Source organism: Nonomuraea sp. NPDC026600, from assembly GCF_040638335.1.
GTDB lineage: Bacteria > Actinomycetota > Actinomycetes > Streptosporangiales > Streptosporangiaceae > Nonomuraea.
This window is the reverse complement of sequence record NZ_JBEZYD010000001.1, coordinates 334,092-354,985: the sequence shown is the minus strand read 5'-3', so window position 1 is coordinate 354,985 and position 20,894 is coordinate 334,092. Positions and strand designations below refer to the sequence as shown.

Genomic DNA, 20,894 nt, shown 5'->3' with positions numbered 1-20,894 from the left:
ACCGTACCGGGATGAATCAAGAAATGTCCCCCGATTTTCCGGTCTGGTAGGGCCCGGCATGCGCGAGAGCCGCTCCGATGGATAGGGTCTCCGGATCTGACCAGGAGAGAAGGGGCCGACCGGTGACCATGCGGAGCTGGCTGCTACACGGGCTGCAGCCGACGTCCGGGATGCACGACGAACATCCCGGCAAACGTCACTCCTGGTGGCAGGTCATGTGCCTCACAGGTGTCGACTACTTCTCCACCCTCGGCTACCAGCCGGGCATCGCCGCGCTGGCGGCGGGCGCGCTGTCGCCGATCGCCACGCTCATGCTGGTGGCGCTGACGCTGTTCGGCGCGCTGCCCACCTACCGTGTGGTGGCGGCCGAGAGTCCCAACGGCATGGGCTCCATCGCCATGCTCGAGCGGCTGCTGCCGAGCTGGTGGGGCAAGCTGCTGGTGCTGGTGCTGCTCGGGTTCGTGGCGACGGCGTTCATCTTCACGATCACGCTGTCGGCCTCCGACGCGACCGCCCACATCCTGCAGAACCCGTTCTTTCCGCGCGCGCTCGCCGGCCAGCAGGTGCCCATCACGCTGCTGCTCATCGCCGCGCTCGGCGCGATCTTCCTGCGCGGGTTCAGCGAGGCCATCGGCCTGGCCATCGCGCTGGTGGCCGTCTATCTGGTGCTGAACGTGGTCGTCATCGGCACCGCCGTCGCCCAGGTGATGGCCCACCCGGAGCTGGTGGGCGACTGGCAGGACGCCCTCACCGCCGGGCACTCCAGCCCGCTCGCGATGATCGCGCTGTCCGCGTTCGCGCTGCCCAAGCTGGCGCTCGGCCTGTCCGGGTTCGAGACGGGCGTCGCCGTGATGCCGCAGATCGAGGGCGAGCTCGAACAGCGCGTCAAGGGCGCCAAGCGGCTGCTCACCACGGCCGCGTTGATCATGAGCGTGTTCCTGATGTTCAGCGGGTTCGCGACGGCCGTGCTGATCCCGCACAAGGAGTTCGAGGAGGGCGGGCAGGCGGCCGGGCGCGCCCTGGCGTACCTGGCGCATACCTACCTGGGTGACTGGTTCGGCACCCTCTACGACATCAGCACCATCGCCATCCTCTGGTTCGCCGGTGCGTCGGCGCTGACGGGCCTGCTCAACATCGTGCCGCGTTACCTGCCCCGCTACGGTATGGCACCCGACTGGGCGCGGGCCGTACGACCGCTGGTGCTGGTGTTCACCGCGATCTCGTTCGTCATCACCATCGTGTTCGGCGCGAACGTCGAGTCGCAGGGCGGCGCCTACGCCACCGGCGTGCTCGCGCTGATCCTGTCGGCCGCGGTCGCCGTCACCATCTCGGTCGCGCGCGCCGGGCGGCGGGGCAGGGCGGCGGCGTTCGGCCTCATCTCGGTCATCCTCGCCTACACCTTCGCCGCCAACGTGATCGAACGCCCCGACGGCCTGTCGATCGCGGTGTTCTTCGTCGTCGCGATCATCGTCACCTCGATCATCTCCCGCGCCACGCGCTCCACCGAGCTGCGGGTGACGGGGCTGACCCTCGACGAGGAGGCCAAGCGGCTCATCGACGGGCTGCCGCGGGGCGATCTGCGCATCATCGCCAACGAGCCCGACGCGCGCGACGAGGCCGAGTACGCCGAGAAGGACCGCGAGACGCGCCAGTACCACCACCTGCCCGACGACGAGCCGATGCTGTTCCTGGAGGTCACGCTCGGCGACACCTCGGAGTTCGAGTCCGAGGTGGTCGTGCGGGGCGAGGAGCGTCACGGCTACAGGGTGCTGACCGTGCGGAGCGCGGCGGTGGCCAACACGATCGCCGCGATCCTGCTGCATCTGCGCGACACGACCGGCCGCCGTCCCCATGTGTACTTCCACTGGGCGGAGGGCAATCCGGTCTGGGCGCTGCTGAGATACCTGCTGTTCGGCGGGGGAGACGTGCCGCCGCTCACGCGTGAGGTCCTGCGCCTGGCCGAGCAGGAGCCCGGCCGCCGGCCTCAGGTGCACGTCGGATAGGCGATGGGCTTGCGCCTGGGGGTGAGGCGCTGATCTGATCGGATGATGAGTGCTTATGATGCGGTCTACCAGCGGAGCATCGTGGAGCCCGAGGCGTTCTGGGGGGAGGCGGCCCAGGGCATCGAGTGGGATGTGGCCCCCACGACCGTGTTCGACAACGGGCGCTGGTTCGTCGGCGGGCGGCTGAATACCTGCCACAACGCCGTCGATCGGCACGTGGCCGGCGGGCGGGGTGAGCAGACCGCCTTGATCTACGACAGTCCGGTGACCGGGGTCGTGCGGCGCTACAGCTACGCCGAGCTGCTCGACTCCGTGGCCCGGACCGCCGGGATGCTGCGGGATCTCGGCGTCGTCGCCGGGGACACCGTGGTGATCTACATGCCGATGGTGCCCGAGGCGGTGATCGGGATGCTGGCCTGCGCCCGGCTCGGCGCCGTGCACTCCGTGGTGTTCGGCGGGTTCGCCGCCAACGAGCTGGCCATACGGATCGATCACGCCAAGCCCAAGGTGGTGCTCTCCGCCTCCTGCGGGATCGAGCCGACCCGGATCGTGCCGTACAAGCCGCTGCTCGACGCCGCCCTCGAGCAGGCCGGGCATCGGCCGGCGCGCTGCGTGATCCTTCAGCGGCCCGAGTCGCCCGCCGGCCTCGTCGAGGGGCGGGATCTGGACTGGGCCGAGGCCGTGCGCGACGCGGCGCCGGCCGGGTGCGTGAGCGTGGCCGCCACCGATCCGCTCTACATCCTCTATACCTCCGGCACCACCGGTGTGCCCAAGGGGGTCGTGCGGGACAACGGCGGGCATGCCGTCGCGCTGCACTGGAGCATGTCCCACGTCTATGGCGCGGCGCCGGGCGAGGTCTACTGGGCGGCCTCCGACGTGGGCTGGGTGGTCGGCCACTCCTACATCGTCTACGCGCCGCTGCTGGCCGGGTGCACGACCGTCCTGTACGAGGGAAAGCCGGTCGGGACACCCGACCCGGGGGCGTTCTGGCGGGTCGTGGCCACGCACGGGGTACGGACCCTGTTCACCGCGCCGACCGCGCTCCGAGCCATCAAAAAAGACGACCCATCCGGAAATTTCGCGCAAAAATGGGATTTGTCGGGACTGCGGTACCTCTTCATGGCCGGGGAGCGGCTCGATCCCGACACCTACCACTGGGCCTCCGAGCTGCTCGGGATCCCGGTCATCGACCACTGGTGGCAGACCGAGACCGGCTGGCCGATCGCGGCCAACTGCGTCGGCATCGAGCCGCTGCCGATCAAGCCGGGCTCGCCGACCAAGCCCGTACCCGGCTGGGACGTGCGCGTGCTGGACCCGGAGGGCGAGGAGTGCCAGCCCGGAGTGGAGGGCGCGGTGGCGATCAGGCTGCCGCTGCCGCCCGGCGCGCTGCCGACGCTCTACCGCGACGACGCCCGCTTCACCGAGTCGTACCTGACCCGCTATCCCGGCCACTACCTGACCGGCGACGGCGGCTTCATCGACGGCGACGGCTACCTGTTCGTCATGGGGCGCATCGACGACGTCATCAACGTCGCGGGCCACCGGCTGTCCACGGGCGCGATGGAGGAGGTCATCGCGGCCCACCCGGACGTGGCCGAGTGCGCGGTGATCGGCGTCGACGACGAGCTGAAGGGGCAGCTCCCGGTCGGCTTCGTGGTGCTCAAGGCCGGCGCCGACCGTGACCCCGCCGACATCGAGCGCGAGCTTTCGGCCATGGTCCGCGACCGCATCGGCCCGGTCGCCGCCTTCCGCCGCGCAGTGGTCGTGTCCCGCCTGCCCAAGACCCGGTCCGGCAAGATCCTGCGCGCCACCATGCGGGACATCGCGGCCGGACGCGACTACCGCGCCCCCTCCACGATCGAGGACCCGGCGGCCCTGACGGAGATCGCCGACGCCCTCTGAGCCCGATCCGGCTAAACCCTCCCTGAGGGCGATGGAACGCGACATGATGGGAATTCCCACGCTCTTCGGAGACCGTGATGACGGAGACCCTGAGCTACGCCGACGCACTGAAGATCCTCGGCTGCAAGGACAGCAGGCTCGTCAAGGTGGTCGACTTCGCCGCGACGGCCGCTCTGACCGGATGGGCGCTCGCCGGCGGCGCCGACCTGGCGCTGGGCCTGCGCGATCTGCAGGAGGACGCCGTCCGCTACGGCAACGACGTGGTGCGGCGCGTGCCCGAATGGCGCAGCGGCGCCGGCCGGTTCGCCCGAACCCAGCGGCTGGCCGCCGTCCACGCCGTGGTGATCGTCTCGTCCTACTTCGAGGCGCTCGGCCGGGCCGGCCTGCCGTTCCGGCTGGACCGGCTCGACCGGGACCGCGCGGCCGGCGGCACCCGCGCGGCGGCGTTCGCCGAACTGGTGGCGAAATTACTCACCGAACCGCTGCCCAGGCCCGAGCCGCACCGCCCCTACGCCGAGACCCGCGAGGCGGTCGAACACCACTACCGGCGGATGTCGGAGGCCGTGGCGGTGTACGTGCGGGAGGTGGCGGTGTGGGACGAGCTCTCGGCCGACGAACGCCTCCGCGTCCCCGTGCTGCTCGTGGAGGGGCCGTCGGCGCACGCCCTGCGGATCTACGACGAGGACTACCGCTCGCTCACGCTCGACAGCCCTGAGTTCCGCATGTGGAGCCTGGTCACCGAGACGCAGACGTTCGCCCCGGGACTGTCGCGCGTGGCGCGGCTGCTGGCGGAGCTGGCGCCGCCCCGCGTGGGCGACCGGCCGATGATCCATCTGGTCAGGCTGGCCGCCGCCGCGCTCGACCAGTCGCTCATGGCCGTCGGCAGGGCGCCGGACGACGTCACGCTGCCGCTGCTCGGCGAGGGGTACATCAGCCCCCGGTGCAAGGTCGCGGAGATGACGGGCGAGTGCGCGCCGGCCGTGAAGAGCTGGTGGAAGAGCCGGCTGGAACTGAGCGACGCGGAGGCGTTCCTGGTGGGGCACCTCACCTCGCCGCACGCCACCCAGGCGCCCCTGGTCGTGCTGGGCGAGCCGGGGTCGGGGAAGACCAAGCTGACCGAGGTGCTCGCGGCCCGGCTGGCCTCCTCGGAGTTCCTGCCGATCAAGGTGGAGCTGCGCGACGTCGCCGCCGAGTCGTCCGTGATCTCGCAGATCGAGCAGGGCATTTCCCCCGTACTCCCAGAGAAGGTGAAATATCAGGAGCTGGTGGAGGCGGCGGAGGGGATGCTGCCCGTCGTCATGCTCGACGGGTTCGACGAGCTGCTCCAGGCCGCCGACACCAACCGCTACGACTACCTGGAGCAGGTCCAGGAGTTCCAGGACGAGCAGTCCAGGCTCGGCCGGCCCGTCGCGGTGATCGTGACCAGCCGGACCGTCGTGGCCGACCGGGTCAGGTTCCCCCAGGGCGTGCTCACGCTCGAGCTCCAGCCGTTCGAGAAAGAGCAGGTCCGCCAGTGGCTGGAGATCTGGGCGGAGACCAACCGCCCCGTCCTGTCCAGACGCGGCAGGACGCCGCTGCCCGCCGACGTCGCGCTGGCCCAGGGTGAGCTGGCCAGGCAGCCGCTGCTCCTGCTGCTGCTGGCCATCCACGACGCCGCCGACAACGCGGTGCAGCGCGACGAGGCGGTTCTCGGCCGCGGTCAGCTCTACGAGTCGCTGATCAGGGGCGTCGCCGACCGCGAGATCGGCAAGAACCCCGAGACGCGGGCGCTGCCGCCCGCCCGCCGGCGCGGGCTGGTGGACCGGGAGCTGGTGCGGCTCGGGGCCGTGGCGCTGTCGATGTTCGTGCGCGGCCGGGCGGTCGTCTCGGAGGCCGCCCTCGACCGGGACCTGCCCGCCCTGTGCGGGGCGCCAGGCGAGGAACAGCAGGACGAGGGTGGCTGGGCGCGGCGGGCGATCGAGCGGTTCTTCTTCGTGCACGCGAACCACACGCGGGACTACGAGTTCCTGCACGCCACGTTCGGTGAGTTCCTGGTGGCCTGGCTGGCCGTGTACGCGCTGCGTGACCTGGTCAGGCGGCACGGCCGCGACGAGGATCTGGCCGGCCAGCTGGTCGACGACGACCTGCTCTACGCCGTCACGTCGTTCTCCTGCCTGGCCGAGCGGGGGCCGACGGTCGGCTTCGCCATGGAGCTGCTGGGCGCGCTGCCGGCCGAGGTCCGGGCCAGGAGCGTGACGCTGCTCAGCGCGCTGCTGCGCGAGTCGCTCCACGAGCGCCCGCGCCGCTCCTTCCTCGCCTTCCGCCCGGTGCGGCATCCCGTGCCGCGCCGCCTGGCCGCCTATGCGGCCAACCTCACCCTCCTGGTGGTGGCCGCGTCGGACAAACCGGTCAGCGTCTCGGAGCTGCTCCAGGACTCGGGGGACTTCGCCCGGTGGAGCTCGTACGCGCATCTGTGGAAGAGCCAGCTCGGCGGGGAGGGCTGGACCGGCCTCATCGGTGCCCTGCCCGCGCGCAGGGTGGTGGACGGCGGCAAGCGGGACATCCGGCTCGGCGGGAGCGCCGAGTCGTGGGGGTTCGAGGGCGCGGGCTGGTGGTTCGGCCAGGCGAAGCCCGTGAGGCGCACCAGGACGCTGGGCCGCTACAGGTCCTACGCCCTGGAGGAACGGCCCTACCTGCTCAACGTCGACGCCGACCTGCTGACCGACTCCCTGCACGCCGACGACGAGGCGCACCCGGGCCTGATCGTCGTGCAGCGGACGTCCGGCCAGGTGGTGAGCTGCACCCGCCTGGTCGAGGAGGTGCTGATGAACCGCCCCTCGAGCGCTGAGGCGCGCGTCGCGCTCTACGCCGACGCGATCGCCGCGGTCACCGCCTTCCAGACGCTCAGGAGCCGGCGGCTGCTCGACCTGGTGCTGCGGGCCCTCACCTTGGAGGGCCCGGCCATGCCCTTCCAGGACCGGGCCGGGATAGTCGGCGGGCTGGCCGAGGACGGCGTCGATCCGGCGCTGTGGCGGCCGTTGCTGGAGTCGATGTTCTTCGAGCGGTCCGACAGCTGGGAGATCCTCCTGCGGGCGGGCGTCCCGGAAGCGGTCATGCGCGAGGTACGCACGCCCTAGAAACAGCTCTCAGGCGGCCGACCGGTCCACCGGCAGCTCGATCGTGATCGTCAGGCCGCCCTCGTCGCGCGGCCGGGCGACGACCGTGCCGCGGTGGGCCTCGGTGATGACGCGCACGATCGACAGGCCGAGGCCGCTGCCCCGGTCGGAGCGCAGCCGGTCACCGTGCAGCCGCCGGAACGGCTCGAAGATCGTCTCGATCTCGTACGGCGGCACGTGCAGGCCGGTGTTGGCCACGACCAGCTCCACCTGCTCGGCGCGCCGCCGGGTGGTCACCCACACCTCGCCCTTGGGCTGGTTGTGCCTGATCGCGTTCTCCACCAGGTTCTGGACGAGCCGCTCCACCAGCACCGCCTCGCCGGTCGTCGGCGCGGAGTCCAGCAGCCGGTGGATCGTCACCTCCCGCCCGGCCGCCTCCTCCGCCGCCTGGTCCAGCACGTGCTCGGCCACATCCGTCAGGTCGAACGGGCGCCGGTCCAGCATCGCCTGCTCGCCTTCGGCCAGCGCCAGCAGGCCGTCGATGAGCCGCTCGTTGCGGGCGTTGACCAGCAGCAGCGACTCACCGAGCCGCTTGACGTCGTCGGTCGCGTCGGGCCGCCGCACGGCCACGTCGACCAGCGTCCTGTTGATGGTCAGCGGGGTGCGCAGCTCATGGGAGGCATTGGCGACGAAGCGCCGCTGGCTGTCGAAGGAGCGGGCGAGGCGGCCGAGCATGGTGTCGAAGGTGCCGGTCAGCTCCTTCAGCTCGTCGTTCGGCCCCTCGTAGTCGATCCGGTCGGTCAGGTCGTGGCTCTGGGCGACCCGGCGCGCGGTCTCGGTGACCGACTTGACCGGGCGCAGCACCCATCCGGCCGCCCGCCAGCCCACGCCGAACGCCCCGCCCGTGGCGGCCAGCACCGCCAGCGCGCCGATGGTGCGCAGGTTGGACAGCGTGTCGCGCTGGTAGACGGTGCGGACGTGGAGCACCCGATTCCGCGTGATCTCGTAATAGTCGTCGTACCTGTGTATGTACCAGCCGTTACCCGCGGTGAAGTATGTCGGGGTGATGAGGCCGGCGCGGTACTCGAGGTTCTGCCGCACAAGGAAGTAGACGCCCGTCAACAGCAGGCTGCCGAGAACGAAGAACACCCCAGCACAGGCCAGGGCGAAGCGGAGACGGACGCTCATACGATGCGATACCCCGATCCCGGCACGGTCTCGATGACCTGCGGGTCGCCGAGCTTCTTGCGCAGCTTCATCATCGTGGTCCGCACCGTGTTCGTGAACGGGTCGATGTGCTCGTCCCACACCTTCTCCAGCAGCTCCTCGGCCGAGACCACCGCGCCCTGCGCCCGCAGCAGCTCGGCCAGCACCCCGAACTCCTTACGCGCCAGCGGCACGTAGCGGCCCTCGCGGAACACCTGCCGGTGCGCCCAGTCCAGCCGTACCCCGGCGCGTTCCAGCATCGGCGGGTCGGCCCGCCTGGCCCGGCGGCCGAGCGCGTGCACCCGCGCCACCAGCTCCTCGAACGCGAACGGCTTGGGCAGATAGTCGTCGGCCCCCAGCGACAGCCCCGCCACCCTCGACCGCACATCCCCGGCGGCGGTCAGCATCAGGACCCTGACCGGCAACCCCCGCTCGACCACCGCCCGGCACACCTCGTCGCCGTGCAGCAGCGGCAGGTCCCGGTCCAGGATCAGCACGTCGTAGTCGTGCACGCCGAGCCGTTCCAGCGCCCCGTCGCCGTCGTAGGCCACATCGACGGCCAGCGCCTCGCCCCGCAGCCCCTCGGCGATCGAGTCGGCCAGCATGCGCTCGTCCTCCGCGACCAGCACCCGCAATGTCGCCCCCTGTGAAGATCCCCTGTGAAGATCGAAAGTCCCGACAGTCTGCTCCAGCCGGCATAACGCGGACATAACCACTTTTGGTGACGCTCAGGTTAGCGCCGACTCGGTGGACTGCCCTCCCTGTGGCCGGGACTCGCCCGGCCTCTCACGGGGGAGAGATGTCATGGTTGCCGCTCTTGTGGCGCCCGCGCGGCCCCGCCTGGCCGATCCCGTCCTGGGGAGGGCGGGTCACCGCCTGTTCGGGATCGTCCTGGTGCTGGCCGCGGCGCTGCGCGTGCTGGTCATGCTCGGGTACGACACCGCGCAGGTCTACTGGTACGACTCGTTCACCTACCTGAACACGGCCGTGCACATGCGCCCGCAGGGGGCCTTCCACCCGGCGGGCTACTCGTGGTTCCTGTGGCTGCTGCGGCCCTTCCACAGCGTCGAGCTGGTCGTCGGCGTGCAGCACGCGATGGGCCTGGGCGTCGGCGTGCTGATCTACGTGCTGCTGCGCCGCTGGTCATTACCCGGCTGGGGGGCCGCGCTGGCCGCGGGGCCGGTGCTGTTCGATCCGGCGTTCCTGCGGCTGGAGCACGCGGTGCTCTCGGACCTCCAGGTGATCTTCCTCGTCATGGCCGCGCTCACGGTGCTGATGTGGCGCCAGGAGGTGTCGCCCCGGGCCGCCGCGTTCGCCGGGGCGCTGCTCGCGCTGGCCGGACTGACCCGCACGGCCGCCGTGCCGCTGCTCGGCCTGGCCGCGCTCTACCTGCTGCTGCGCCGCACCCCGTGGCGGCGGGTCGTCGCCCTGGTGCTCGCCGGGGCGTTGCCGCTGCTCGCCTACGCGGGCTGGTACGCCCAGTATCACGGCAGGTTCGCGCTGAGCGGCGGCGACGGCGTCGCCCTCTGGGCCCGGACGATGACGTTCGCCGACTGCTCGATCATCAAACCGCCGGCGGCGGAGGCCAGGCTCTGCCCGAACGGCACCGTCGTCGACGCCGCCTCCGAGTACGTCTGGGCGCCCGGCGCCTCCCTCAACCGGCTGCCCGGCGATCGGTTCGCCTACAACGACCTGGCGCGGTCGTTCGCCGTCAAGGCCATCGCCGCCCAGCCGCTCGACTACCTGCGCGAGATCGTCGAGGACACCTCGCTGGCCTTCACCTGGGAGCCGGTGCAGCACCCCAAGCGGGTGACCGCGATGTCGACCTTCCCGCACGGCTCGTGGCGGCTGCCGGAGGAGCACGGCCTCATCGGCCAGGTACGCAAGGAGTACGACCCGGCCATCCGCGGCATGAGCTCGGTCGAGCCGTTCGGGTCGGTCCTCGCCGCCTACCCGTACCCGTGGTTCCTGCACGGCACGCTGTTCGGCGTGATCCTCCTGGCGGGCACGGCCGGGGCGATAGGCCGCCGCCGCCCGGCCCTGCTGCCGTGGGCGTTCGCGATGTTCCTGCTCGTCGCGCCGGTGGCGGCACTGGACTTCGACCACCGCTATGTGCTGCCCGCCATCCCGGTCGCCTGCGTCGCCGCCGCACTGGCCCTACGCCGCTCGGATGCCGACCGGGAGCGCTCAGGCTATTACCGCCGCGGCTACGATCATGTTCGGCGTCTTCGCCGCGCTCGGCACGTTCCATGATCGCGCACTGCAGGTCATGAGCCTGGGATTGACCGCTGCGGTGCTGGTAGACGCCACAGTGGTCCATCTCGTCCTGGTGCCGTCGATCATGGAAGTGCTCGGCGGGCGCACCAGGTGGTTCCCCCGACTGTCCTCGGCGAGGCTGCCGCTCATGGGAAATGTTCCGTAGTATCCGGACATCACGAGCGTTGGGGGCGCCAGGGTGCCAGGACAGAGCGTGGGTGTGGTCGTCGATCCGGGAGTACCCCCGGAGGTCGCCGGAATGTTGCGTGCCAACGCCCCGCTGCTGTCCAGGATCAGAGCAGGATGGGTACCCCCCGCCGCCCCGCCGCCCGAGCGGCGGCGGCCGTCGAGCATGATGCTGCTGGCCGCCACGCCCGTGGTCGTCGCACTGATGTCCCTGCTGCTGGCCTCGCATGCGGCGCCGATCGGGTTCGTGCTGCTGGGCTCCTTCGTCTTCATCGTGCTCGTCAAGATCGCCTCCATCAACGAGGTGCCGCAGCACGGCCGGCCGCGGGAGCGCGGCGTCTACGAGCAGGCCCGCTGGTACGACGGGCGCTACCTGCTGCCCGACGACTTCGACGCTGAGGCCAGACTGGTGCTGGCCAGAGCGCAGCGGGCGATCGGCGGCGTGCTGCGTTCCCACGTCAACGCCGAGGGCCTGCTGGACGACGCGCGCAACGCCGTGATGCTGCCGGAGCAGGAGTGGGAGATAGCCAGGCTGCTGGCCAAGCTCGCGGCCCTGCGCGGCGAGCACAAGGCGCTGCTGTCCCGCGGCATCGCGCCGGAGGTGGCGGCCGTGGTCGAGCCGCTGGACCGCGCCCTGGCCAACAGCGAGGCCGCGGTCGTCGCGCGTGTCGAGGCGCTGGAACGTTACGCCGGGCACGTGGCCGAGGCCGAGCGCGCCTACCACGCCCGCAGCCAGATCGAGGAGCTGCGGGCCCGGCTGCCGCGCTACGAGGAGCTCCTGGCCGAGTCGGGGGCCGACGCGCTGGCCGTACCGGAGATCGAGAAGCTCGCCCAGGACGCCGACGCCCTGGAACGGCTGCTGCGCAAGAGCGTGAGCTCGGCGCACGAGGCGTTCCGCTACCTGGAAAGCTGACACTCTGACAGACCGCCACATAGGATCCCTTACGTGCCCTGTCCGAAGGTCATGGTGGATCCGGCGGTGCCAGACGAGATCGCGCAGCTGCTGCGCGGCCACCGCGAGCTGCTGCTGGGCATGCGGACGGGGTGGGCGCCGGTCCGCAAGAGGCGGTATGACCCGACGCTCGGCATCGTGGCGAGCGCGGCGGCCGGAGTGGCCGCGCTGTGGGCGGTCGCCACCGGGTTCGGCTTCTTCCTGGAGGGACGGTACACCTCCTTCGTGGTCGTCATGACCGTGGCCGCGCTGCTCGTGGTCGGCGTGCTGCTCAGGCCGCGCACCGACACGGAGACCGCGCGGCGGCGCGCGCGGGAGCTGGACGTCTACGAGAACGCCCTCCTGTACGAGGGGCGGTTCGTGCTCGGCGAGGATCTCGACGAGGGCGCCCGCGCGCTGCTGGCCCGCGCCCGCGCCGCCGTCGAGGCGGTCATGGAGTCGCGCGTCAACGCCGAGGGCCTGCTGGACGGCGTGCGCAACGCGGTGATGCTGCCGGAGCAGGAGTGGGAGATCGCCCGGCTGCTGGCCAAGCTGTCGGCGCTGCGGAGCGAGCACGAGGAGGTCGTCGCCGAGGGGCTCACGCCCGAGGTCGCCGCCGTCGCCGAGCCGCTGGGGGAGGCGCTGGCGAGCAGCGAGCAGGCGGTGCTCGCCCGCGTCGAGGCGCTGGAACGTTACGCCGGGCACGTGGCCGAGGCCGAGCGCGCCTTCCGGGCCCGGCACCAGATCGAGCGGTTCGGCGCCAAGCTGCCGCGCTATGAGGAACTGCTGGCCGAGTCGGGTGCCGACCGCTCAGCGGTGCCCGAGCTGAGCCGGCTCACCGAGGACGCCGACCGGCTGGAGGAGACGCTGCGCGACAGCGTGACCTCGGCACACGAGGCATTCCGGCACTTGAATGGGTGACATCCCATAAAATCCGACTTTGTGGCGGATGTGGTAGTCGATCCAGGTGTCCCGGAGGATGACGCCCAGCTGATCAAGGAAAGCGAGCGTCTCCTGATCAGGATGCGCCGCGGCTGGGTGCCCGACCCTCAGCCTTCCAGGGTCTCCGGCAAGACCGGGCGCGTGGCCATGACGGTGATCACCCTGATCGCGCTGACCCTGTTGCTGGTCGGAGCCGGTGGCCCCCGAACGGGCGGCCTGCTGGTGCTCGGCCTCATCGCCGTTCCCATCCTGCTCGTGGCCTTCCTGCGCGGGGACCTCGACGAGGACGAGGAGATGACCGTCGACCGGGAGGTCTACGAGCAACTGCGCTGGTACGAGGGCCGGTACGTGCTCCCCGTCGACCTCGACGAGTCCTCCCGCAGGCTGCTCGCCCGGGCCCGGCGGGCCGTGGCCACGGTGACGCACTCGGCGGTCAACGTCGAAGGGCTGCTGGACGACGTGCGCAACGCCGTGATGCTGCCCGCGCAGGAGTGGGAGATCGCCCGGCTGCTGGCCAAGCTGTCGGCGCTGCGGACCAAGCACCGCGAGACCATGTCGGAGGGGATCACGCCGGAGGTCGCCGCCGTGGCCGAGCCGCTCGCGCGGGCGCTCGACAGCAGCGAGGACGCCGTGGTGGCCCGGGTGGAGGCGCTGGAACGGTACGCCGTCAACGTGGCCGAAGCCGAGCTCGCCTACCGGGCCCACCACCAGATCGAGGAGCTGCGGGGCCGGCTCCACCAGTATGAGGAACTGGTCTCCGAGTCGGGCGCCGACGGCTTCGCCGTACCGGAGATCGCCCGGCTCGCGGAGGACGCCGACCAGCTGGAGCGGGCGCTGCGGCGGAGCGTGAGCTCCGCCCACGAGGCGTTCCGCTACCTGGAGCCCTGAGCCCGGCCGGTCAGGCCGGATCCCCGAGCCGGCGCTGGTTCGCGGCCTCCAGGAGCACGTCGCACAGAGCGTCGGCCGCGTCGATCCGGCCCAGTTCGCGGGCCGCCTCGGCCATCGTCGCGCGCAGGCCCGGGTCGGCCAGCAGCGGCATCAGCTCGGCCAGCAACTGGTCACCTGTCGGGTGCGGCTCCAGCAGCGCGCGGGCCCCGCCTGCGGAGGCCAGGTAGCCCGCGTTCTTGCGCTGCTCGTCGCCGCCGGTCGGGATCAGCGGGATGAGCACCGAGGGCTTGCCGATCGCGGTCAGCTCGGACACCGTGCCCGCGCCGCTGCGCGAGATCACCACGTCGGCCGCGGCGAACAGGTCGGGCAGCTCCGCGCCCACGTACGGCACCGGGTGGTAGCGATCGGCCAGGTCCGGCGGCAGCTCGATGGCGCGCATCTGGTCGATCCAGGCGGGCCCGCACTGGTGCACGATCTGGGCGTGCGGCAGCAGCCGCGGCAGGATCTCCGCGATCAGCGTGTTGATCTGCTTGCTGCCGGTCGCGCCGCCCGTCACGTAGATCAGCGGCACCTCGAACGTCAGCCCGAACAGGTCGTAGGCCGCGGCCCGATTGCCCTGCAGCAGCTCCGGCCTGATCGGGTTGCCGGTCACCAGGGCCTTCGCGCGCGCCGACGGCGGCAGGTAGGCGAGGGACGACTCGTGCGAGAGCGCGATCCGCGTCGCCAGCCGGGCCAGGATCCGGTTGGCCAGCCCCACCACCGTGGTCTGCTCGTGCATGACCAGCGGCCGGCGGATCAGCTTGGCCGCCACCCCGATCGGCACCGCCACGTAACCCCCGGTCGACAGCACCACGTCGGGCAGGTAGCGGGCGGCGTGCCCGATCGCCTGGACCACGCCCACCGGGATGCGGAACACGTCCACGATGTTGGTGCCGAGCTCCCTGACATTGGGCCGGCGGCGCAGCTTGCCGGTGGTGATGGCCTTGAACGGGATGCCGTTCTCGGCGGTGATCCTGGCTTCCAGGCCGTTCGCGGTGCCTACCCAGAGCACGTCGTGCGGCACCTGACGTCGCTGGACGGCCGACAGGGTCGTCAGGGCCGGATAGGTGTGACCACCGGTGCCGCCGCCGGTGATCAACAGTCGCAGGGTTCGTGACATGCGATCAGACTATGGCCCCGGCGGGCAGGACAGTCGCGCCGCACGGCCACTTGGGACTCGGCTTCGCCGTACAGACCGTTGACCGGTAGCGTTTGCCCATGCGACTCGGCGTGCTGGACATCGGCTCGAACACCGTCCATCTACTCGTCGTCGACGCTCACCGCGGCGCGCGGCCCCTCCCCGCCTACTCGCACAAGGAGGAGCTGCGGCTGACCGAGCACCTCGACGAGCACAACGAGCTGTCCGCGGACGGCATCGAGCGGCTCGGTGAGTTCGTGGAGGAGGCGCTGCGCATCGCCGAGGACAAGGGCGTCGAGAACTTCCTGGCCTTCGCCACCTCGGCCGTGCGCGAGGCCGCCAACGGCGAGCACGTGCTCGACCAGATCAACGACCGCTGCGGCGTGCACATCGAGGTCCTGTCCGGCAGCGACGAGGCCAGGCTGACGTTCCTGGCCGTGCGGCGCTGGTTCGGCTGGTCGTCGGGGCGGCTGCTCGCCTTCGACATCGGGGGCGGCTCGCTGGAGATCGCCGCCGGGGTCGACGAGGAGCCCGACGTCGCCGTCTCGCTGCCGCTCGGCGCGGGGCGGCTCACCCGCGACTGGTTCGGCGCCGACCCGCCGACCGCCGACGAGGTGCGCAAGCTGCGCCGGCACGTACGCGCCGAGATCGCTCGCACGGTCGGCGGCATCGTCAGACACGGCGAGCCCAACCGGGTCGTGGCCACCTCCAAGACCTTCAAGCAACTGGCCAGGATCGCCGGGGCCGCGCCCACCAACGACGGCCTCTACGTCTCCCGGTCGCTGTCGCGGCAGGACATGGCCGACTGGGCCGTCAAGCTGACCACCATGAGCTCGGCCGAGCGGGCCGGGCTGTCCGGCGTGTCCGACGGGCGGGCCCTCCAACTGGCAGCCGGAGCCATCGTGGCCCACGCGACCATGGACCTGTTCGAGGTCGATCGGCTGGAGGTCTGCCCGTGGGCGCTGCGTGAGGGCGTCATCCTGCGCCGCCTCGACATGCTGCCGGGGCGGCTGGATGTGACGCCGCGGTAACCGCGATCTACCCGATTCTCCCGCATAAGATCCGGTTCTCGGGGCATCTCCGGCGGATGTTGGCAGCGCTCAGCACGATCGCTTCGCTGGTGATCGTCCTCATCCTGGGGTTCGTGGCCGTTTTCCTCATCTCCGTGGTCGTCCTGATCACGCTGGGGCTGCTGGCGGGATCGACCGCCCGGCGGTCCGAGGCGGAGCCGGTTCTGGCGCGGTCTCACCGCAAGCATGAGCCCGTACGCCCGTCTGGGGGATCGAGGGAGTTCAGTTCGCCATGAAGTGCGGGCCGGCCGCGCCCGGGGCGAAGCGCAGGCGCTTCTCCAGGCACACCACCGACCCGTTCTCGTGCCGGTTGGTGAAGCGGATGTCGTCGGCCAGCGCGCGCATGATCTGGATCCCCCGGCCGGACTCGGCGCCGAGGGGTGCCTCGCTGATGTTGGGCGGGTCGAAGCCGCCGCCCATGTCGATCACCCGGATGACGCAGAGCTTGTCGTACACCCCCGCGCACACCATGAACTCGTCACTCGGGCCCGCGTGTCTGACGACGTTGGCGCACGCCTCGGTGAGCATGAGCTCGATGTCGTCGCGGATCTGCGGCTCCACTCCCAGCGACCTGAGCGTGCCGTCGAACATCTGCCTGATAAGAGGGACGCTCGCCGCATCCCTGGGCAGCCGGAGCGCTATCGTGGCCTCCACCGCACCTCCTCCGTCTCCGTCCGGACGCGTCAATGCCTCCTGCCCGATCCGGCCCGCCCCAATCGTCTCTAGGGTTCCATCAGGCGGAGCGCGACCTCGATGGCGGCCTCGTTGATCTCCTCGTCGGTGAGCTTCTTGTCCTGCGACATCCACTTGCCGGCGTGCAGCGTGAACAGCGCCATCGAGCGGCTGATGCGGACGGCCAGCGGGTCGCCGGGGTCGTTGAGCTCGTCGGTCAGCTCCAGCATCACCTCGCGCATCCGATGGATCTTCGGATGGTCGCGCATGGCCGTCTGGTTGCGCTCCATGAAGCGGGCGACCTCCAGATAGCGGGGGTTCGTCAGCTTGGCGGCGTAACGCAGGACGAGCTCGCGGCGCGTCTCCGGCGTCTTCGGCAGGCTCCTGAACCAGGTCTGGAGCTCCTCGATGTCGGCCACGCGCATGTCGGCCAGGCTGGCGACGATGTCTTCCTTGGTCTTGAAGTGGTAGTAGAGCGCGGCCTTCGTCACGCCGAGCTCCTCCGCGATCTCTCGCAGCGAAGTCGCCTCGTAACCCTGCTCGGTGAAGAGCTTGAGCGCGATCTCCTGGATCCTGCTCCGGGTGTCTTCCCGCAATGTGCACCAATTTCGACTTGACGGCCGGCAGAGAGGGTATCTAGCTTATTCTATGCTTGCCGGTCGGCAAGTAAGCAAGCTCTCACCAGGGGGTGCGTGGTGGCGGAGGCAGTCGGACGACGGCGTGAGGTGATGGTCGTCCTGCCCGGGCTGATGCTCGCGATGGTCCTGGCCATGCTCGACAACATGATCGTGGGTACGGCGATGCCGCGCATCGTCGGCGAGCTCGGGGGCCTGACACATCTGTCATGGGTCGTCACAGCTTATGTTCTGGGGACGACCGTCTCCACCCCCATTTGGGGCAAGATCGGCGACCTGTACGGCCGCAAGACCATCTTCATGATCTCGATCGTGGTCTTCATGATCGGTTCCGCGCTCTGCGGCATGGCGGGCTCCTCCCTGCTCGGCGGCACCGACGGCGGCATGGCCGAGCTGATCGGGTTCCGCGCGCTGCAGGGGCTGGGCGCGGGCGGCCTGATCGTCAACGTGATGGCCATCATCGGCGACCTGGTGCCGCCCCGCGAGCGCGGCCAGTACCAGGGCATCATGGCGGCCGTCATGTCGCTGGCCATGATCGCCGGCCCGCTGGTGGGCGGTTTCATCACCGACAACCTCGACTGGCGCTGGGCCTTCTACGTGAACCTCCCGGTCGGCGCCATCGCGCTGACCTTGCTGGCACTGAAGCTGAAGCTGCCCAAGCTGCACAACCAGGTGCGGATCGACTGGCTGGGCGCGATCCTGCTGTCGATCGGCATCACCGCGATGGTCCTCATCACGACCTGGGGCGGCAACCAGTACACCTGGGGCTCCTGGCAGATCCTCGCCCTGGCCGCGACCGCCGTGGTCTCGCTGGCGGTGTTCATCTTCGTCGAAGGCCGGGCGGCCGAGCCGATCATGCCGCTCCAGTTGTTCCGCAACCGCAACTTCGCCCTGATCTCGGGCGTCGGCTTCCTGCTCGGCTTCGCCATGTTCGGCGCCATCAACTTCCTGCCGCTGTTCCAGCAGACCGTCCAGGGCGCGTCGGCCACCAACTCGGGCCTGCTGTTGCTGCCGATGATGGCCTCGGCCATGGTCGTCTCGCTGTTCGTCGGCCGGGCCATCACCGCCACGGGCAAGTACAAGATCTACCCGGTGCTCGGCGGCGTCGGCATGGCCGTGGCCATGTGGCTGCTGTCGACCATGGACGTCACCACGCCCAGCTGGGAGACGGGGATCTATATCGCCGTCCTCGGCCTCGGCATGGGCTTCCTCATGCAGACCACGATGCTGATCGCGCAGAACAGCGTCGAGCAGAAGGACCTCGGCGTCTCCAGCAGCGCCGCCACGTTCTTCCGGTCGATCGGCGGCTCGTTCGGTGTCTCGCTGTTCGGCGCCGTCTTCAACAACCACTTCTCCTCGGAGCTGACCGGCAGGTTCGGCGCGCAGGCGGCGGACAGGATCGCCAAGGGCGGCGGCCGGCTGGATCCGGCGGCGCTCGGCCAGATGCCGCCGCGGATGCGCACCGGCCTGCTGGAGTCGCTCGCCGTGTCGATCTCCGGCGTCTTCTGGTGGGCCATCGTGTTCGCCGTGGTCGTGCCGGTGCTGGCGGTCTTCGTCAAGGAGATCCCGCTGCGCGGTGGCCCGTCAGCCGGGGCCGCCGCGCAGGAGGAGGCGGTCAGCCCGGCGGCAGGCTGAACAGCTTGTCGAGCCCGGTCATCCGCATCAGGTTACGCAGATAGGGCGTCAACGCCACCACGCGCAGCACGGCGTCGGCGCCCTCGACCTGCCGCTGGAGCCGTACGAGAGCGGCCAGGCCGGAGGAGTCGATGAAGGCCAGCTCCGACAGATCCACGTCGAGCCGGCGGTATCCGGCGTCCAACGTCAGCCCCGTCAGATCGGCGGCGGTGTCGAAATCGAGGTCGCCGCTGAGTGCCAGCCGGATCGTCGTCGCGTCCGGTGTGGCGACGTCGATGCGCAACGGCGTCTTGTCGAGCACGGCCTCAGCTTATCCACCGCACCGAAAATAGGAGGCGCGGGGCGTCCGGATTCGGGAAAATCGCTGCCATGAAGCCGTCCGCTGCCCACAGGTTCAGCCGTCCACGGGCCGAAGACGCGCCCGCCATCCACGAGCTCGTCGCGGCCTGCGACCTCGCCGTCATCGGCGTTCCCGACGCCACGGTCGACGACATCGCCGACGAGCTGGCGGAGCCGGGTTTCGACCTCGACACGGACGGCTGGCTCGTCCACGACGCCGGCGGCACGCTCGTCGGCTGGGCCTGGGTATGCGCCAAGGGCGACAGCGACATGATCGACACGGAGATCCTGGTGCGTCCCGGCGTCGAGGGGCTCGCGGACGAGCTGTGGCGCCTCGTGCTCGACCGCGCCGGGGAGCTGGCGCTGGCCCGAGGCCACGACGCCGCCACCGTCGACATCGGCATCTACCGGGCCGACACCGGCAAGCAGGCGCTCGCCAAGGCCTACGGCTTCGCGCCCGGCACCAGCTTCCACCGCATGCGCATCGACCACGAAGGCCCGGTCGAGCCGCCCGCCCCGATCTCGGGGCTCACCCTCCACAGCGGGGAGACGGACGCCGTCCGCAGGCAGGCGCACCAGGTCCAGCAGGAGGCGTTCGCCGACCACTTCGGCTTCGTCAAGGTCGACTACGAGCACTGGCTCGAGCGCCGGCAGGCGCAGAGCGTCACCGACTGGAGCCAGCTCGCGGTCGCCAGGATCGACGGCCGGCCGGCGGCGCTGGTGGTCGGCAACAACCAGTTCGTGCCGGACGAGGACTGCGGCTATGTCGCCACGCTGGCCGTCCTGCCCGAGCATCGGGGCAAGGGACTGGGGCGCTTCCTGCTCCGGCACGCCTTCGCCGCCGACGCGGCGCGTGGGCGGCGGGGGACTCTGCTGCACGTCGATTCCAACAACACCACGCCCGCGCTCGACCTCTACCTGTCGGCGGGCATGCGGCCGGTCCTGGTGATCGACGTCTGGCGCCGCCTGATCCGGCCCGTCCGGGCTTCCTGAGTGACCCGGCTCTCACGGGTGGTACTCCTTCCGGTCTAGCGTACGAACGTACTAGTTCGTACATTTGAAGGACACCGGAGGAGAGTGAGAGCGGATGAGCTCCTATCTGATCGGCCTGATCGGCGCCGGGATCGGCCCGTCGTTCAGCCCCGCGCTGCACGAGCGCGAGGCGGACGCGCACGGCGTGCGCTACGTCTACCGGCTGCTCGACATCGGCGAGCTGGGGCTGGGCGCCGACGCCGCGGGGGAGCTGATCCGCACGGCGCGGCGGCTCGGGTTCGACGGCCTCAACATCACCCACCCGTGCAAGCAGACCGTGATCCCCTTCCTGGACGAGCTGTCCGCGGACGCGGCGATGCTCGGCGCGGTCAACACCGTCGTGTTCGAGGGGCGGCGGGCCGTGGGGCACAACACCGACTGGACCGGGTTCGCGGAGTCGTTCGCCCGGGGACTGCCCGACGCGCCAACCCGGCAGGTGGTGCAGCTGGGCGCGGGCGGGGCGGGGGCGGCGGTGGCGCACGCCCTGCTGACCCTCGGCGCCGACCAGGTAGTGCTGGTCGACGCCGCCGAGGACCGGGCGGCCTCGCTCGCCGCCGACCTGGCCGGCCGGTTCGGGCCGGACCGGATCCGCGCCGCGGCCCAGCGCGAGCTGGGCGGGCTGCTCGCCGCGGCGGACGGGCTGGTGCACGCGACCCCCACCGGGATGGCGCAGCACCCCGGGCTGCCGCTCCCCGTGGAGCTGCTGCGCCCGGAGCTGTGGGTGGCCGACATCGTCTACCGGCCCCTGGAGACCGAACTGCTGCGCCGGGCCGGGGCGCTCGGCTGCCGCACCATGCACGGCGGCGGCATGGTGGTCTTCCAGGCCGCGCACGCCTTCCGCCTGTTCACCGGCCGCGAGCCCGACCCCGAACGGATGCTCACCCACCTCACCGCCCTGATCGACGCCTGACCGGAGGTCGCGCAC

At 70.8% G+C, this 20,894-nt stretch carries 19 protein-coding genes; 13 read left to right on the top strand and 6 right to left on the bottom strand.

Going from position 1 to position 20,894, the window contains the following annotated elements:
* Window positions 1-128 precede the first annotated feature (128 nt).
* The 3 genes from AB0F17_RS01680 (at window position 129) to AB0F17_RS01670 (ending at window position 7,021) form a co-directional block, all read left to right on the top strand.
* Window positions 129-2,003 (top strand): amino acid transporter, encoded by a 1,875-nt coding sequence (locus AB0F17_RS01680; RefSeq protein WP_358015647.1) that lies wholly within the window; start codon window positions 129-131, stop codon window positions 2,001-2,003.
* A 45-nt stretch (window positions 2,004-2,048) separates the two neighbouring features.
* Window positions 2,049-3,905: a propionyl-CoA synthetase gene (locus AB0F17_RS01675; RefSeq protein ID WP_358014475.1), complete on the top strand. Its 1,857-nt coding sequence runs from the start codon at window positions 2,049-2,051 to the stop codon at window positions 3,903-3,905.
* 77 nt (window positions 3,906-3,982) lie between these two features.
* Entirely contained in the window at window positions 3,983-7,021 is a 3,039-nt protein-coding gene (locus tag AB0F17_RS01670) for an AAA family ATPase (protein ID WP_358014472.1), read from the top strand.
* Between the two features lie 9 nt (window positions 7,022-7,030).
* Here the strand turns inward: AB0F17_RS01670 and AB0F17_RS01665 are convergent, their stop codons facing one another.
* Window positions 7,031-8,188, bottom strand: coding sequence for a HAMP domain-containing sensor histidine kinase (locus tag AB0F17_RS01665; protein ID WP_358014469.1), 1,158 nt, complete (start codon window positions 8,186-8,188; stop codon window positions 7,031-7,033).
* On the bottom strand, window positions 8,185-8,841 hold the full coding sequence (locus AB0F17_RS01660; RefSeq protein WP_358014466.1) for a response regulator transcription factor: 657 nt from the start codon (window positions 8,839-8,841) through the stop codon (window positions 8,185-8,187). Before AB0F17_RS01660 ends, AB0F17_RS01665 begins: the two co-directional genes overlap by 4 nt.
* A gap of 169 nt (window positions 8,842-9,010) precedes the next feature.
* Between AB0F17_RS01660 and AB0F17_RS01655 the strand changes: the two genes are divergently transcribed.
* The 5 genes from AB0F17_RS01655 to AB0F17_RS01635 are packed head-to-tail and all read left to right on the top strand — an operon-like array spanning window position 9,011 to window position 13,409.
* On the top strand, window positions 9,011-10,459 hold the full coding sequence (locus tag AB0F17_RS01655; protein ID WP_358014463.1) for a hypothetical protein: 1,449 nt from the start codon (window positions 9,011-9,013) through the stop codon (window positions 10,457-10,459).
* Between the two features lie 16 nt (window positions 10,460-10,475).
* Window positions 10,476-10,628, top strand: a complete 153-nt coding sequence (locus AB0F17_RS01650) for a hypothetical protein (protein ID WP_358014459.1) — start codon at window positions 10,476-10,478, stop codon at window positions 10,626-10,628.
* Window positions 10,629-10,676: 48 nt separating this feature from the next.
* Entirely contained in the window at window positions 10,677-11,561 is an 885-nt protein-coding gene (locus AB0F17_RS01645) for a hypothetical protein (protein ID WP_358014456.1), read from the top strand.
* 33 nt (window positions 11,562-11,594) lie between these two features.
* Window positions 11,595-12,500: a hypothetical protein gene (locus AB0F17_RS01640; RefSeq protein WP_358014453.1), complete on the top strand. Its 906-nt coding sequence runs from the start codon at window positions 11,595-11,597 to the stop codon at window positions 12,498-12,500.
* Between the two features lie 21 nt (window positions 12,501-12,521).
* Window positions 12,522-13,409, top strand: coding sequence for a hypothetical protein (locus tag AB0F17_RS01635; protein ID WP_358014450.1), 888 nt, complete (start codon window positions 12,522-12,524; stop codon window positions 13,407-13,409).
* Window positions 13,410-13,419: 10 nt separating this feature from the next.
* Here the strand turns inward: AB0F17_RS01635 and AB0F17_RS01630 are convergent, their stop codons facing one another.
* The gene (locus AB0F17_RS01630; RefSeq protein ID WP_358014447.1) at window positions 13,420-14,568 is read right to left on the bottom strand and encodes a UDP-N-acetylglucosamine--N-acetylmuramyl-(pentapeptide) pyrophosphoryl-undecaprenol N-acetylglucosamine transferase; all 1,149 of its coding nucleotides are present in this window, start codon (window positions 14,566-14,568) and stop codon (window positions 13,420-13,422) included.
* 98 nt (window positions 14,569-14,666) lie between these two features.
* Here AB0F17_RS01630 and AB0F17_RS01625 point away from each other — a divergent pair, with 98 nt between their 5' ends.
* Together AB0F17_RS01625 and AB0F17_RS01620 are read left to right on the top strand one after the other, a co-directional pair.
* The gene (locus AB0F17_RS01625; RefSeq protein WP_358014444.1) at window positions 14,667-15,617 is read left to right on the top strand and encodes a Ppx/GppA phosphatase family protein; all 951 of its coding nucleotides are present in this window, start codon (window positions 14,667-14,669) and stop codon (window positions 15,615-15,617) included.
* A gap of 56 nt (window positions 15,618-15,673) precedes the next feature.
* A complete protein-coding gene (locus AB0F17_RS01620) occupies window positions 15,674-15,892 on the top strand; it encodes a hypothetical protein (protein ID WP_358014441.1) in 219 nt (72 codons plus the stop codon).
* On the opposite strand, the gene AB0F17_RS01615 is transcribed toward AB0F17_RS01620, so the two are convergent.
* Together AB0F17_RS01615 and AB0F17_RS01610 are read right to left on the bottom strand one after the other, a co-directional pair.
* Window positions 15,879-16,310 carry an ATP-binding protein gene (locus AB0F17_RS01615; protein ID WP_358014439.1) on the bottom strand — a complete coding sequence of 144 codons (432 nt, stop codon included), beginning with the start codon at window positions 16,308-16,310 and terminating at the stop codon, window positions 15,879-15,881. The genes AB0F17_RS01620 and AB0F17_RS01615 overlap by 14 nt on opposite strands.
* Before the next feature lie 68 nt (window positions 16,311-16,378).
* Window positions 16,379-16,924: a helix-turn-helix domain-containing protein gene (locus AB0F17_RS01610; RefSeq protein ID WP_358014436.1), complete on the bottom strand. Its 546-nt coding sequence runs from the start codon at window positions 16,922-16,924 to the stop codon at window positions 16,379-16,381.
* A 99-nt stretch (window positions 16,925-17,023) separates the two neighbouring features.
* Between AB0F17_RS01610 and AB0F17_RS01605 the strand changes: the two genes are divergently transcribed.
* Window positions 17,024-18,598, top strand: a complete 1,575-nt coding sequence (locus AB0F17_RS01605) for an MDR family MFS transporter (RefSeq protein WP_358014433.1) — start codon at window positions 17,024-17,026, stop codon at window positions 18,596-18,598.
* On the opposite strand, the gene AB0F17_RS01600 is transcribed toward AB0F17_RS01605, so the two are convergent.
* Window positions 18,579-18,899 (bottom strand): STAS domain-containing protein, encoded by a 321-nt coding sequence (locus AB0F17_RS01600; protein WP_358014430.1) that lies wholly within the window; start codon window positions 18,897-18,899, stop codon window positions 18,579-18,581. The two genes, AB0F17_RS01605 and AB0F17_RS01600, sit on opposite strands and share 20 nt — an antisense overlap.
* 68 nt (window positions 18,900-18,967) lie before the next feature.
* Between AB0F17_RS01600 and AB0F17_RS01595 the strand changes: the two genes are divergently transcribed.
* Both AB0F17_RS01595 and AB0F17_RS01590 read left to right on the top strand, forming a co-directional pair.
* Window positions 18,968-19,930 (top strand): GNAT family N-acetyltransferase, encoded by a 963-nt coding sequence (locus AB0F17_RS01595; protein WP_358014427.1) that lies wholly within the window; start codon window positions 18,968-18,970, stop codon window positions 19,928-19,930.
* 94 nt (window positions 19,931-20,024) lie between these two features.
* Window positions 20,025-20,879, top strand: coding sequence for a shikimate dehydrogenase (locus tag AB0F17_RS01590; protein ID WP_358014424.1), 855 nt, complete (start codon window positions 20,025-20,027; stop codon window positions 20,877-20,879).
* The last annotated feature ends 15 nt before the right edge of the window (window positions 20,880-20,894 follow it).